Source organism: Alicyclobacillus tolerans, assembly GCF_900142255.1.
Taxonomy (GTDB): domain Bacteria; phylum Bacillota; class Bacilli; order Alicyclobacillales; family Alicyclobacillaceae; genus Alicyclobacillus_I; species Alicyclobacillus_I tolerans.
On record NZ_FRAF01000017.1, the window covers coordinates 37,343 to 50,759 of the forward strand.

Annotated in this window: 16 protein-coding genes; 13 read left to right on the top strand and 3 right to left on the bottom strand. The window is 45.2% G+C overall.

What is annotated here, in order from left to right:
* Positions 1-16: 16 nt before the first annotated feature.
* The 5 genes from BUA75_RS10330 to BUA75_RS10350 all read left to right on the top strand — a co-directional run bounded on the left by BUA75_RS10330 (position 17) and on the right by BUA75_RS10350 (position 4,349).
* Positions 17-391 carry a hypothetical protein gene (locus BUA75_RS10330; protein ID WP_072874529.1) on the top strand — a complete coding sequence of 125 codons (375 nt, stop codon included), beginning with the start codon at positions 17-19 and terminating at the stop codon, positions 389-391.
* A complete protein-coding gene (locus BUA75_RS10335) occupies positions 381-1,328 on the top strand; it encodes a hypothetical protein (protein ID WP_072874530.1) in 948 nt (315 codons plus the stop codon). The genes BUA75_RS10330 and BUA75_RS10335 overlap by 11 nt, the downstream gene beginning before the upstream one ends.
* Positions 1,329-1,340: 12 nt before the next feature.
* Positions 1,341-1,880 carry a hypothetical protein gene (locus BUA75_RS10340; protein WP_129583608.1) on the top strand — a complete coding sequence of 180 codons (540 nt, stop codon included), beginning with the start codon at positions 1,341-1,343 and terminating at the stop codon, positions 1,878-1,880.
* Positions 1,881-2,218: 338 nt separating this feature from the next.
* Positions 2,219-3,733, top strand: a complete 1,515-nt coding sequence (locus BUA75_RS10345) for an SIR2 family NAD-dependent protein deacylase (RefSeq protein WP_083574276.1) — start codon at positions 2,219-2,221, stop codon at positions 3,731-3,733.
* A gap of 238 nt (positions 3,734-3,971) precedes the next feature.
* Positions 3,972-4,349 (top strand): hypothetical protein, encoded by a 378-nt coding sequence (locus BUA75_RS10350; RefSeq protein WP_083574277.1) that lies wholly within the window; start codon positions 3,972-3,974, stop codon positions 4,347-4,349.
* 207 nt (positions 4,350-4,556) lie between these two features.
* Here BUA75_RS10350 and BUA75_RS15900 read toward each other — a convergent pair whose 3' ends face one another.
* Complete coding sequence (locus BUA75_RS15900) at positions 4,557-4,715, bottom strand: hypothetical protein (RefSeq protein WP_165611996.1); 159 nt, start codon at positions 4,713-4,715, stop codon at positions 4,557-4,559.
* Positions 4,716-4,988: 273 nt separating this feature from the next.
* Between BUA75_RS15900 and BUA75_RS10355 the strand changes: the two genes are divergently transcribed.
* Entirely contained in the window at positions 4,989-5,228 is a 240-nt protein-coding gene (locus tag BUA75_RS10355) for a hypothetical protein (protein ID WP_072874532.1), read from the top strand.
* Between the two features lie 258 nt (positions 5,229-5,486).
* Complete coding sequence (locus BUA75_RS10360; RefSeq protein WP_083574278.1) at positions 5,487-5,618, top strand: aspartyl-phosphate phosphatase Spo0E family protein; 132 nt, start codon at positions 5,487-5,489, stop codon at positions 5,616-5,618.
* Positions 5,619-6,024: 406 nt separating this feature from the next.
* Here the strand turns inward: BUA75_RS10360 and BUA75_RS10365 are convergent, their stop codons facing one another.
* Together BUA75_RS10365 and BUA75_RS10370 are read right to left on the bottom strand one after the other, a co-directional pair.
* A complete protein-coding gene (locus BUA75_RS10365) occupies positions 6,025-6,312 on the bottom strand; it encodes a hypothetical protein (protein WP_072874533.1) in 288 nt (95 codons plus the stop codon).
* Positions 6,305-7,288 (bottom strand): ParM/StbA family protein, encoded by a 984-nt coding sequence (locus BUA75_RS10370; RefSeq protein WP_072874534.1) that lies wholly within the window; start codon positions 7,286-7,288, stop codon positions 6,305-6,307. Before BUA75_RS10370 ends, BUA75_RS10365 begins: the two co-directional genes overlap by 8 nt.
* 546 nt (positions 7,289-7,834) lie before the next feature.
* On the opposite strand from BUA75_RS10370, the gene BUA75_RS10375 reads away from it, so the two are divergent.
* The 6 genes from BUA75_RS10375 (at position 7,835) to BUA75_RS10400 (ending at position 13,219) form a co-directional block, all read left to right on the top strand.
* Positions 7,835-8,593 (top strand): hypothetical protein, encoded by a 759-nt coding sequence (locus BUA75_RS10375; RefSeq protein WP_072874535.1) that lies wholly within the window; start codon positions 7,835-7,837, stop codon positions 8,591-8,593.
* A gap of 37 nt (positions 8,594-8,630) precedes the next feature.
* Positions 8,631-9,833 carry a hypothetical protein gene (locus BUA75_RS10380; RefSeq protein WP_072874536.1) on the top strand — a complete coding sequence of 401 codons (1,203 nt, stop codon included), beginning with the start codon at positions 8,631-8,633 and terminating at the stop codon, positions 9,831-9,833.
* 1,381 nt (positions 9,834-11,214) lie between these two features.
* Entirely contained in the window at positions 11,215-11,532 is a 318-nt protein-coding gene (locus tag BUA75_RS10385; protein WP_072874537.1) for a magnesium transporter CorA family protein, read from the top strand.
* Positions 11,529-11,924, top strand: coding sequence for a four helix bundle protein (locus tag BUA75_RS10390; RefSeq protein ID WP_083574279.1), 396 nt, complete (start codon positions 11,529-11,531; stop codon positions 11,922-11,924). Before BUA75_RS10385 ends, BUA75_RS10390 begins: the two co-directional genes overlap by 4 nt.
* A gap of 88 nt (positions 11,925-12,012) precedes the next feature.
* Positions 12,013-12,207 carry a hypothetical protein gene (locus BUA75_RS10395; RefSeq protein ID WP_072874538.1) on the top strand — a complete coding sequence of 65 codons (195 nt, stop codon included), beginning with the start codon at positions 12,013-12,015 and terminating at the stop codon, positions 12,205-12,207.
* A gap of 373 nt (positions 12,208-12,580) precedes the next feature.
* Positions 12,581-13,219: a hypothetical protein gene (locus BUA75_RS10400; RefSeq protein WP_129583610.1), complete on the top strand. Its 639-nt coding sequence runs from the start codon at positions 12,581-12,583 to the stop codon at positions 13,217-13,219.
* The last annotated feature ends 198 nt before the right edge of the window (positions 13,220-13,417 follow it).

The following is a 13,417-nucleotide window of genomic DNA, read 5'->3' on the forward strand; positions in this document are numbered from 1 at the left end:
ATGGTGGGAAAATACAGTGGGGGAGTGTGAAGGACGCATGGATACTTTACATAAGTCAGTTACCTATGACGTAGTGAAAAAGTCGGACGGTGCTTATGTTATTGCTATGTATCGCGGGAACGAACTGGTTGAGCAGGTGTTGTCATTTAAGTCCAGGGATTTTGCAGAACAGGTTGCTCTATCACTTCGAACAGCATACTTGGCAAGGCAAAGTGGCAGGTCCATGAATTGGAGGGTCAATGACGAAACTCCAGGATCAATTGACATTGATGTCTATGAAGGCAATCAGTTTATTGGGACACAGTTCACAGTCAAGTCATTGCGTGCGGCGCAACAGATTGCCATGGAATTGAACAATGCCTTTAAGGTGGGTAGTAGCGATGAGTTTTAGGCGATTGCCAGTTAATTTCTCATCATATCTGTTTTCTGATAGAGAACGGTTACTTAGCTCCATCGAGTATTTCGATATCCCAGAGCACCGTGCCAAGTCTTTACGCGATGGTACATGGGACACGATTCGAGCGAAAGTGAAAAGGTCGTGTCTGAAGTATGATGTGGACATGCCAGACTGGGCACTGACTGTCGCGGTGAACAAGTCCCGAAGATGCACTGAATGTGGTCAACACTTCACTGAAATCCCCTACATAACCCCATCGGGAACATATTGCAGTAAAGACTGTGTTCCATCAGAAGAGCAGGAGCAGGAAGGGTTCTGGGACTACTCGGAGTTTGCTGAAAAGAATCGTGCGGTTTATCGGAAGTACAACGAAATGGTATCGTATGATGACAAGGATGACCTTTCGGAAGTCGTAGAGGATTTACTAAGCTGGCGCGACTGGTGGTTTGATGGGCAGGAGCTGGACCCTGACCTGTTCTTTGCACGTATGGGACAACGCTTAGTCTGCGATTTGAAGGCTCTACTCGTCATGATACAGGACTGGCATCCTCCAATTGTTGATGTTCCTGGCATGGTTGTGTACTGGGAGGATATGAAACCACAGGTCAACGACATACTGGAGGAACTCCTGGAATCCGAATTGAAGGCACTGTATCGCACGAACGAAGGTGGTATTTATACAGAGAGCCGCCAACTCCTGATTTTTGATACTGAACAGGATAGACAGCGGTGCTATGATTCATTGATGCCTGTTATCAAGCAATATGAACACTTGGGATATGAGGATTCGGCAGAAGGCTGTCTGATAACAGACTCCGTTACAGTGTGTCCACGGTGCCAAAGCGGACTCTGGGCTGGGTGGAGCCAGGAACTATGGTTCGATGACAAATTAAATCAGTGGATCTGTGAGTTCTGTAGTGAATGGGAGTAGGGAGTGATGGGATTGAAGGGCATTGTGGCAGAAAATGCGCGGGAATTAGCAGTAATGATCAACGAGTCCCTGAAAACAAGAGAGCGGCGTTACACTCTGCGTCCATTTAATCGCTTCGATATCGAACGCTCTATGTGGTGGATTGTCCCGTCAGCCGATTATCCCGCGTTCCGTTTTGGGAAGTTCTTCGTGGACGAGGTTAATGGCAAATTTGAGGTTGGGTTACATATTGAAAAAGGCTTAATCCAATCGATTGATAATAAGCCTGAACTTGTACTAAACGACACATGGGCATGGTATGTGTTCATCGATGCATTGGCGAATAGGGAGGTGGGAGAGAGGTTAACAACGATACAGGAGTCAGTGGGGAACGACATCGGAATTGCAGTCAGAGTTGAAATACCTGATCTCATCGAGGCAGGGGATGAACGCGGGAAACGACTAATCCAGCTACGCCAGGGTCAATGGTGGGATGAACAGCGTAAGGAGCCTGCGGATTTAAGGATTCTCCTCGATTGGATTGGCTCAATTGAAGGCATTAGCTGGTATTAGGTGGATGTGTTCGTGACGTTCACACTTGGCAAGATCACAGAGGAAGGGCAGGATGACTTATCTGCATACGATATTGTTCGGCGGCTGTTGGAGCCGCTTGAACCGTGGGTTCGTTGATGAAGTTCGAATCTGAAGACAGTTTCCAACGAGTATAGGAGAAAGGGTTGAGGAAAGATGGTGTTGAGTGGTTTCGGTTGTTTGATTTGCAAGTGATGCCGCCGACGTTGCCCATTAAAGTTCAGCCCATCTTTACTTCGACCCAACGGATGCGGTGTTCAAGGTTTGGGAGAAGTTGAAAAAGGCAAAGGAAACTCTGTTTTGATGAAGGTGACTAATGAATGATTGCGACATCTCCTATGGTTTCAGTTTTAGCTCCTCTTGCCGCAAGACACAAACTGGTTCCGTTTTTGGGTGCTGGATGTTCCGTTCCTATCTTGCACGTAGATTGGGATGGAATTCGCGATGAAATGGCTTACGCTCTTGGTGTCGAACCTGGTGATCACCTTGTCATAGCACAGCAGTATGTGGACAGTTATGGAAAGAGCGGGCTGTGCGACTTTTTAAAACCGAAGCTACTGGTCGATGGTTTCGATGCGGAGCGCGGGACAACTCAGTTACAAATAATGAGCCTGGGTCTTGGTATTATTTATACCACCAACCAAGATAACATTCTTGAGAAGTGCTTTGAGCAGTTTGGACGTAATTATAAGCCAGTTATTGAACTTGAGGATTTAGCAGAGTCAGTACCTGCAGATCGCTTGCTGTTTAAGTATCATGGAGATTTATCCAACCCTGACTCGGTAGTGTTTACAAGTGAAGACTACCAGAAACGAATTGACGATCCCGATCATTTTCTCAATATCCGTCTCCGTTCCGACTTGTTAGCAAAAAATCTACTATTTATTGGGTATAGCCTTCGAGATAAGAACATCCAGCTATTGTTGTCAGGGCTACACAACGCATTTCGTGGCAAACTACCGAGTGCTTACTTAATTGCGTTTGAATACAGCAATGAACTGGAATCGCTATGTAATTCCTATGGGGTTACTGTCATTGATCCGATGAAGGAGTTCCCTGGTTCAAAAACTCATCAAGAAGCATTTGAATCATTCTTATCAGCACTTGCCGAAGAAACTATTAAACAGAAACATGATGATGAAATTTCCGATATATTGACTCCGAGAATTCCTCCGTCCCGAAAGGTTCTTACGATTCACGAAGTAAATGCGATTGAGAGAATCGTAGATGACGAGCCATTCCCGCAAGCATTACACAAGTTTCGCGCCACTATGGATACGGCAGTTATACCGAGTCAATTTGAGGCAAGGGTTGTAAATGCATTATTGACCTTAGCTCAGAAATGTTCATCCGATGAGGAATCCGATCAATTTATACCTGTCACACTCCACTTGTATTTAAATGAACCGCAAAATCGGTTAATCGCTCAAGCAAGCGTTATGGCTGTGGCTAACGTTCGGCAAGCGAGGAAAGGATTACATTTGGACACCTTTCTCCCTCAAACAAGGGATTTTCCGAGAGAGGCAAACATTATCGCAGGTGCCTATGCCATCGAACTACTACAATCGTGGGGAAGAACGATCACCGACGTTTTTCGAAGCCATCTTACACATTGGATTGATTCCAGTGCGAGTATCGACTCTTTGCCTCCGTCATTACAATCATGGATAACAGAACGTATTGATGCCGCCTGGAATGTGCCAACCACGTATGAGAACCCGATACAACGACAGAGAAAACTTGCTCAAATGGGACTTCAGTTTGTTAAGAACAGCGTAAGAAGGGACATTTTCGAATCGATTCCCAAGACATTTTTTAAGCCATATCAAGAATGACATTACTGGGCGCAGGTGATTGGGTCTTTTTCGGAGAGTAGGGTGCGACACACCGCTTGGCGTTTACAACATAACGATAAGCGAAGTCCCCTAAATCCAAAGTTCGTACTCATTTTATGTAAAGGCTCTTTTCGTATAGATTGTTGCTCTGCGATTAGTTAAACAATGGTTGTACCCTAAAACTTTGTATAATAACTCTATCAACAAATATTTAGAAATCGCTAAAAGGGGAGTCCTGATGATAACGGCATGGATTGGAAGCATTACCCTCTTAGGAATCGCTATTCTATATGTATTATTAGCATTTGGGTTGCCATACGGAGAATTTGCCATGGGTGGAAAATATAGAATCATGCCGAAACGAATCAGAGTGGCGTGTGTAGTTTCGGTACTCATACAAATTATTGGAATATTAGATCTACTGCAATCGGGAAATGTGATTTCTATTGGATTTCCACACGGAATAGAAAAGGGCGTATGTTATTTATTTGCGGTTTACTTACTGCTGAATACGGTCATAAATTTTTTGTCGAAAAGTAAAAAAGAAAGGCTTACCATGACACCGTTGTCGCTATTAACGGCAATATGTTTTGGGCTGACCGCAATGAATGGCTAAAGTCCAACAATTAAACTTTCCGTCTTACCCACTGAAATCACTCCTTGGATGTCTACTCATATGATGTATCCGTCATTATATCAGTATCGTCCAAAGAGCAACAATCTATACGAAAAGAGCCTATGTAAAACATGGTGCAGTAGGTAGGTTACTGCAAGTGATTGAGATGTTGGATGTTTGTGGGGTAGTCGCCAGACAGCGCTCCTGTTACTTGGCTGTGGAGTGTGGAGCGAATAAGCTCCGCATATTTCCAGATTCATTCAGCTTCATTCCAATATTCGTATTGTCCATAGCCTGCAACGCAATGGCACACGGGTAGAGTCGGCTGAACCGACTCTGCTTGTTGTTCACGGATTCCAGTTTCACACTCACAACCTCTCCTGTCAGGACCCCTGTTTTCCTGCTTGACCCTTACAACTCCCAACGCTATGATGACGGTAACAAGAGTACAGACAAAGGACGAGAACCGATGAGGAAGTTTGGGCTACCCAGCAAACTTCATATGGATTTCAGAACCGCTCAGTCGTAAAGACTGGGCGCTTTTGTTTGACCTTGACTAAAGTCAGCGAGGGATAGGGCGGAGATTAAAGGCTACAAAGTTGATCTGGGGTGGAGCAGAAAAGGGGCGGAGGTAAAATGATGGACGATGAGATAAAAGAGTTTCTCGCGGAGGTAGAAGATCACATCAGATATGATATCCACGAGGTTTCGAATCAACTGAAAGACATGCAAATAGAGGTCAACATATTGAAACAGCAAGTCAGCAATCTTGAGAAAATCATACGCATCGTAGATGAACATGTCGCGGGAGGCTTGTCTGGCATTCGGATCGATGTAGCGTTGATGAAGGATGAATTGGAAAAGCAGGGAGGGCATTGAGAGAAGAAAGTATTTCGGTGGATGACAAGGAGCGGAAAGTGTGACCAGGGTCACGCCAAGTGAGAAACAGTCCCATTATACTGACTTTGGAGTAATAGAAATCGAGAGGAATTCTGGGACTGAGTTTTAGCAATGTTGAGGCATGGAATTCTGTTTGCCCGCAAAAGGGTTCAAACGGACTATTGACTCCGCAATCCAAAAGATTGATTGTAATTCCATACAAATATATACCTAAGGCTTGTGGTGGGGAGAATCATCATGTCTGGGTGCATTGATATCGTCGAATTTGTACGGAACAAGATGGTACATATGGCGGAAGCACGCCGCGACTTGGGGAATCCTGATGTTGTGCGTATTAGTCAACGCTTGGATCTGTTTATCGTGCAATAACAAAAACAGAGAATGGCAGGCAGTGGCCATGGAATGGCAGGGCAGGCTGTGCATGACGTGGAGTCAAGCGTGAAGTTGGCGAGAGGATAGAAACAGGGGGTAGGACTAAGGTTTTACAGGAAAAACCTTTTAACCTACCTTCCACTGCTAAGATTCCCGATTCATATCCGCAAAGCCTTCAATGCATCGCTGTCGTTATGAACTCAACGGCTTTGAATACCTTGTGTAAAAGGTTAAGCTCTCAACTTTGTGGTTCAACATCAGGAAAATGGGCAAACGTGCGGCGTAAAATTGTACAAAGTTGCTGAAATGTGAGCACGAAAACGCAAAAGAGAGCCATTTATCGGCTCCCTTATTGGCGGTTTTGGTTACTGTGTGTTTGACCCTATTTCCCGTGATTCGTCCGTTAGAATAGCGAGTTAATTAAATCCTTCTCTTCGCTGGACAAGGACTCCAGTTTATCCCTTTCAACCTCGATTCCGTCGTCCTTCTCAATCAAGTTCCTGTTTTTCAGCAATTTCAGCAGAATTGTTTCCACTTTTGCCTCGAAATCGTCCGAATGTGCCCCGTTTTTCATGTCCGCAATGACCAAGCGACAGATATACAGGCTAATATTTTCTTTGCCCTTCAGCCATTCGTAAACGGGGAGGTACTCTTCCCTAAAACTGATGCTTATCTTCGGAGACTTAGGCAAGGTTTTTCGCCTTCATGATGGCAAGGTACGACAGCACATTTCCAAAAGAGCCATTGGGATCGAGGATTGCGTTGGGATACCCCTGCTGGATAACTTGCTGAAGCATGACACTACCTCCCCCAGTAAAAACCATCTCGTCAATGTTCGTAAATGTGATGCCACGGCTTTTTGCAAAACTGATGATCTCGTTCAGGTGAGTTTTGAGAATACGATGGATGATCATTGGGCTATTTTCAAACCTTTTCCCATTCACGGATAAGTAGCCGCGTTTTAGGATTACCTCCGCATCGTCCACCCCAATGCTGACTCCATATTCCGAGGTCAACGTCTCCGCCACTTTCGCTCTGAGCATGGCTATACCTTGATTGGAGAGAAACATCCCCGTTAACGACGGTCGAAGAGAATCTGTCTGGCAGAAATTCACGTTCAAACTGCCAATGTCGAAGATGACACAACGTTTATCTCGGTACAAGCTGGGGTTTGCAAACATCGGCATGCCTTCGGGAAGTGCCAACACAGTTTCAATCCGAAGTAGAATTGCAGGGCGGTTGTTAATTTTGAGAGAGACAACCCGTTGGTCGTTCTGGATGAACTGCTCAAAGCTGGTCTTTAGCTTATTGTTTTTGTAAATCGATACGGGCGCATTAACGGAAAGTCTCAGATTCACAACGCCTTGGCTGGCGAGACCAGCACGTTCAATCGCAAGCCCACACGCAAGCAATATACAGGTGCGATGGATGGGATTTTGTTTAGTCAGGTCATAGTCGAATTTCTCCTCGCTAATCATATCTCCCACGAGAAAGGTCTGACCTCCAAGTTCCAACAGATAGTTATTGGGCTGAAGCTCCATCCCGAAATGTTCCACCTCCTGAACCAAGGTTCGAAAGCTCATCTTCTGCAATTCCCCGTTGACGTAGAAAGCGAATTTGGTTGAACTCTTCCCAGAATCAATTGCCAAGCTAAGTTGTGTTGTCATATAAAACCTCCTTTGAATTTTGGTCTTATATCATAGATGGCTCGTCGAATTTGATTCGCGTAGACGCGGCGTATCGCGTTCGAGCAAGGCGAAAGGCGCGAAAGTTCGTGTTTTAGGTTGATAGGGCAGAAAGTGTGATGCGTGTTGTCTTGGCGTTAAAAACAAAACGCTATTGGGACTGAGTGAGGATAATGCTAAAAAGTAGTTGACAATGGGCAACGACCGCATTATTCTGAGTGTACACTTTCTATGTGACTTCCTACCTGGAAGTCTCTTTCCCCCATCGTTAACCGAAGTTGGTTACGTTGTTGGGGTGCCTGTAAGTTTCTTCCTTCGAAGCCCTGGGGCAACTATGCCCTTTGGGTGGAAGAAACACGGGTACCTTGACAACTGAAACCAGCTTTTTTGTGTTGTGCCTGAAAGAGAATCCAACTGTGGTTTCGTGACAGGGTTAAGCGGCATTCGACTGAATCTCGCTTTGGGATAATCGCGTACTGCGTACCATATCCAGTGTGCTTCAAACTCAAAACTTTAGGAGGGGTTCCGTTGCTGGATACCAGCTTGGTCACAAATATCAACCGTAAGAAATATTACTTTAGTCGCTACCGCCTTAAAGAGTTCCTGAGTGACGCGCTCGAACAAGGGCGTGGTTTACGAATGGAACTTGTCAAAATTACCGCGTGTTACGACCGCAAGGTTGATTTTACTAATACAAGGGAAACCGCCCGTTTCCTCAATGAATGCATTCTGCGAGAGAACAGAATCGTGGGGACAGCACTCTCAAATAAGTTGCTACTTGAATTGTTCGTAGAAACAGGAGACCCCTTCTTTCAACTACTTGCGGAATATCGGAAGTGTGCTGATCGATACAAAAAGGTTGCCAACGTTATCAACACAGCCATAGATCCAACCTTCGATCCGATGAATGGAGAATCAGTAAGAGAATTCATAAAGGAGTCAAGAGCGGGTGTCAGTACCCCGATTTACCCAACGTTCATCCTAAATCGTGCAGGACAGGTTAGCATGGTTCGACCCGTTCTCCCGTTTGATCGGGAGGATGTCAAGAAACTGTTTAGGTTCAATGTGGCGATTATCAAGGGAATTGGCGTAGATGGCGAGGATGTTACCTCGGAATTGGTTCGTATAAAAGAGAGATACCGTAGTTTGATGATACAGTTCGATGGTGACTGTTACTGCATGATTCTTGGGAATACCCTCTATGCAAAAGTAGACCTTGATCAATTCGAAGCAGTTGTTCGCAATGACATTGAATCCGAGACACTACGCAGTGTTAGTCTCGCGTGACCGTGTCTCGCGATTACCCTGGGAGGAGGAAAAGAAAATGGGGCGATACAAAGAACTATTCGTTAACTACGAAATAATGACAAAGGATGAAATTGCGGCGCATCAGGCGGGACTCACGGCGAGTGGCAGATCAACACAAGGCGCGAAGGATAAAGGGAGCCAGGACAAGCTGGGTTGTATGTTCCGTTACTCGAACAAGTATCGAGAGATTTGGCAGGAAAATCTCAACAACAACCGCTTTGTGATTTACCATCTTACACATGAAAACGAAATCAGAAATGAACTTTCAGTCGGTTTAAGTGTAAAGGAGTATGCCCTTGCCAGTAATGTGCTCAGAAAAGTGAATCTTCTACGCTTCCTTGGGTTGGAAGTTGGTCGCGGCAAGAACTTCGACTGCCCACTCATTCCTGAAAATATCGCATCGGTGAATTACGATGACGATGGGAACTGGAAATACTTCAGCCGAAACAGGGAATATACGGTGTGCTACACGTTTGGGATAATCGATCTCATGCAACTGTTCTATGACTTAAACTACTATGATGCGGTTGATAAGCTGTGCGAAATGTTGCTAATCACGGTGGAAGAAGCACAGTGGAGATATGCCCAAAAGGGGAAATACGCCAGCAATCTCGCCGACATTCGAGACGCGGATACCGTTTGGACTATCCGTTACCCAGATTTATACAAGTACATCAAGCGACATCTATATCTACTTGAAGAGGTAAATCAAATTGGAGCCGCTAATATCCTCACAGAATCTGAATCCATTGCTGGAGAGAGTGTGTTCTTCAGTTCAACACGGCATATATCAGAAAGACTAAGGAGTCGGGGAGTTAGCAAAGACCACACCATGGTCTGCAAACTGGTGAACATGTTTGCATCCTTGGGACTGGTCGAAAAAGTGTATACGGATCAGCCTCCCATCGATTTAAGTTTGATGGAGAAGGCTAAAACACATAAGTTTACGGTGACTATCTATCGTATTCCTGCCATGACCACCGAAGTGTTGATGGAGGCGAATCGAAGAGCCGCCCTACTCAAAAAAGCAGGCATCAAGGCAACAGGCATCACCATGGACAATCTTGGCAAGGCTTTAGGAGCAGAAGTCGTTGATGCGGTTTACGGCGATGGAGACAGAAAGGATATCATTCATGGCATCAAACGAATTAGGACGATATATAGGCAAATGTGTGGTGACATGGATGACCTGTTTGATGAATCTAATTTCCCATTTTGAACAGAACATCCTGTACGAACACATCGATGGGTTTCCGTCATGCAATAGTTAAGGGTATCCCACCTTCTGAAACAGCGGGTACAGTGCGTAGGGGGTGATGTCCTATCCTGTCTACTTTGAGTCATGTCGCAATGTGATCGTTGATGATTGTTCATTGGAGGAGTGCATGTATCTCATGACAACTGACATTGTCAACAGAGCACTTGTCCAATGAATTTGTTCGCCCTTGTTGCGGATTCATGGTGTTGTAGTAATTGCGAACTCACATGGTTGATATGTACTCTGGAGAGGCGACAATTTCGTTATCTCTCCTGCTTGCAAGCGATTTAAAGATACGACCAGGATTCAGCAAATGATGCCCGAGACCGATTGGTGAAACAGCAACCCTGTGACTGTGAGTAACATCGAATTTGCTGTAAATCAGGTGGAGCAAATGTATTGATGGCACCCGCCGAGTAGCCGCCGATCTGTCTGCTCGTGATACTTGGGTTTGCTGTGGTAACACAGCGTCTTCCGTCTACTGTCGAAGTGTGTAAAATGTGGAAGTCCTCCACCTTGCATGTTATTTGATTGTTGAAATGTTTTTGTTGCTATGGAATGTGTAACCTGGGGACTTTTGATCGTAAAAGCCGTAAGGGTGCATAACGAGGTACTGGTGGTCATGTGTCTTGAATCATTGAGAACGATGACCGCTATTGCACTTTTTGACTCCATGCAACAGAGTGCCGTTGCGGAAGGGTGATGTTAACGCACTGTGACATGACGTATTGCTATGATTCCCGTGGCTCAGGATTATTGCATTTCCATGAAGGCAGTGTCTTTCATATCGTCATCAGAGTATGCAGAACATAGCTGTCTCCCTCATCCAACAGCATTTGATTGATAGATCCTTTTTCCAATTACTACGGCATAATATCCTATAACTTTGGTGCATTCAAGCCCGTAAGGGCGAAAAGGAGACTCAGGAAGCTAATGCTTTTCAAGGCAATAGATCGATGGTTTCTGTTGCACTTTTTGACACTATAACGTCACCAGCGTTTTCTCAAAAAACTTACTCCGAAATGTCTGCGACGCTCATGTGATCCTCTCGTTGCCGCTGTTGAGGTTGTGTTTGGATCGAATTCAGTTTGAAAAACCCAGCCGCTAATAAAGGGCAATGAGCAACCACACGCAAACTTTTTTTCGCGTTTCTCCATAAAATCCTCGACCCAATTCCGACTGTTTTCAAATTCAACATATAACAGACCAAAACTGAAAGCCCTGATTCCCAATTGCCTGCTTCGTGCTCAGACGAGGTAGAACACCTTTTACGTGGTTGACCTACTTGACACCGACTATCATTGCATTAAGGCAACAAAGGTGATGAAAGGTGTGTGATCGATTGACGAAAATGGAAGAGCTAAAGGCAAGAGTGGAGCGGGTTGAGAGGGGTGTGTTCGAACATTCAGTATGTCGAAAAGCACTCGATGAATTACTCGATATGCAAAGCGAGATTACGGACATCAGAGAGGCTTTCCTCAGTCACCCCTTCATTGGAACCACAGTAGAAGAGCTTGAAGATTTGCGGTTCCGCATCTTGGAGAGTGAATTCAACGTCCACATTTTCGCCAGTGAGGCTATGTATCAGGACACCGAGGAACACATGCGAAGATTAACTGAGCTTTACGAATCTGTGTCAGAGGGGGGAGGGAACCAGTGAACCATAACGACAACGACGACTTTATCGCAAGAGATTATCGGGTACTGACAGTTTGGCAACGATCCATGAGACTCTGCGAGGATATCTACGCCCTGACAAAAAAATTCCCTAAACATGAACTGTACGCTCTGGGATCTCAGGGTCAGCGATCCAGTAGCAGTGTGCCGCTGAATATCAGCGAGTCCAACGCCTTCCAGTTATACCCACGTAAACAGATGATGTTCCTTTCTAATGCACTTGGTTCCCTTCAAGAAACAAGATGTTTCCTGGAGCTGTCTTTACGTCTCGGCTATATCGACGCAGAAACTCACACCAAGCTGGACAATGAATCAGAAGAACTAATTCGAATGCTGGTGGGCATGATCAAGAGAGTCAAATCGAAAATCGCTTAATCCCGTGTCCTTAACCTCCTCAATCCCTGCCTGGTTCTCTCGACTTTCTCGAACATATGTTCCATAATCGGAGCAGGAGGGATCGGGAGTGGGGAAAAACAGTGGATATGATACGGAGAGCATCTATTTTGACGACGACGTTTTGTTCCATGAGATTATTATGGAGTCCATTGCGCGAGTGAAAGAAGAAAAACTTCGATGCACGGAATATGGGGCGTGTTTGCCAGATGTCATGACCGAAGATTCGTTCAGATTGCTGATGGAGACAGTAGGTGGGGAGTAAATCAACTTGCCGATGTATTATGGGCATCGAAGAATAGGGTATTGACAGTTGGCAATATTCGTGATAGAGTGCCCTCAAAGATTGCAACACCGAAAGCAATAACGGTTATACCTCTCTATAGCAAGGGCTGATGCCGCTGGAGAGGTGCTAATTTACTTGGACATATTCAACAGTTCTGTGGGTAGTGGGTACCCGCAATACGTTGTGACTCCGAGTAAACATAAAGCACCTTTTGGCGGATCAGCCTTTTTGATTTGTCCAAAGGCGTGGAAACTGTAAATAACTGGATGGTTTCCAAGGCGAAAGGACGCAATCTATTCAACAATGTGCAAGAGTTCAACACTCAGACTAATGGAAAAGGAGCGTTTTAATGATGAGCATGGACATTAAAGAAGTCGAAGCAAGGAAGATGGAGGAATTGCTGGTTTCGGACAAGCCAATTGTAACACCTGGGCTGGTGTATGCACATCTCGAACGGATTCAACCTGGAGTTGCTTTCATGGACGTTTTCATTGACGGAGAGTTTGTTGGAATGTTTGGGACTTATGACACCGATCTTCCATATGCTCTTCATGTTGGTGAAGAGTACGCTTCGATAGAGAGGAAGAGCAAGACCCTCAAAATCGTTCTCGCCAATGGTACCGAGTTGGAAGTTCGTCCGCTGGACTTGATCTACATGCACAAGGACAAGGCATACGACATGGTGATGAACCAAATCGAGGACTGGTTGGACACCCGCACACTCGTGATTATGAACATTCTGAAATGCACTACCGAGATGCATGGTATTGAAGCGCGTGAGAAGTGCGAAATAGAGTTCTATGAAGCAGTCTACGTCAGCAACAAACAGCGGATTTCAGAATTGGTTACACAGTTCATCAACGAGGCATACAAAGGCAGTTTTACTACTTCGAACATTATCGCTGAAATTTCGCATGAGGGGATAGCCTTTGATAGCGTTGCAAGAGGTCATGTCTGGACGCGATACAGAATCTTTCCCAGTCAATCGTAAGTAACAGGAGTGGGTAGGCATATGGAAATAGGCTTACCCACCTGCCTCCTAACCAACGATTACTGAATTGACCAAATTGGAGATATGAAACATGCGGCGGAAAAACTCATTCCCCTTCGGTCAATACCTTGCCTCTTCAAGCAACCCTTGCAATGCTGATAGAACGTGGTCAGACCTCCAAGACTTATTGCTACGGGG